The organism is Sphingobium sp. MP9-4 (genome assembly GCF_005281675.1).
Taxonomy (GTDB): domain Bacteria; phylum Pseudomonadota; class Alphaproteobacteria; order Sphingomonadales; family Sphingomonadaceae; genus Sphingobium; species Sphingobium yanoikuyae.
Genome location: NZ_LUFI01000017.1, coordinates 1 through 574, shown reverse-complemented (window position 1 = coordinate 574; position 574 = coordinate 1). Strand labels below are relative to the sequence as shown.

Annotated in this window: 2 protein-coding genes; both read left to right on the top strand. The window is 69.0% G+C overall.

Annotation, left to right across the window (positions count from 1 at the left end; translation table 11 throughout):
• A partial coding sequence (locus tag A0U87_RS03545; RefSeq protein WP_137405224.1) for an adenylyl-sulfate kinase occupies positions 1–126 on the top strand: 126 nt, incomplete at its 5' end.
• An 11-nt stretch (positions 127–137) separates the two neighbouring features.
• Positions 138–574: inositol monophosphatase family protein (locus tag A0U87_RS03540; RefSeq protein ID WP_276609683.1), on the top strand; the 437-nt coding region annotated here is incomplete at its 3' end.

Here is a 574-nt window from a genome sequence, read left to right as displayed (position 1 = left end):
AACTTCACCGGCATCGACAGTCCCTATGAGGCGCCCACCAGCCCCGAGATACGGGTCAACACCGTCGAGATGACGCCGGAAGAGGCCGCCGAGCATATCATCCGCAAGATCATGCCGCTCAAATGAGAGAGGGCAGCATGACAGACGCGGACCTCGCCGCCCATCTCGCCGACACCGCCGGCCGCCTGTTGCTGGAGGTCCGCGCCTCGGGCCTGTTCAGCGCCAAGGCGCTCGGCAAGGCCGGCGACCAGACCGCCAACCAGTTCCTCGTCCATGCGCTGCGGGAACAGCGGGCCGAGGATGGGTTGCTCTCCGAGGAGATGGCCTGCGACGGCGCTCGGCTTACCCGCAGCCGCGTGTGGATCGTCGATCCGGTCGACGGCACCCGCGAATATGGCGAGGCGCGTGCCGACTGGGCTGTCCATGTCGGCCTTGCTATCGACGGCGTGCCGACCATCGGTGCGGTCGCGCTGCCGGGCCATGAGCAGGGCATCGTCCTGCGCACCGACCAGCCGCGCGCAATCCCGCCGGCGCCCGAGAAACTGCGCATGGTCGTCTCCCGCACCCGCCCCGC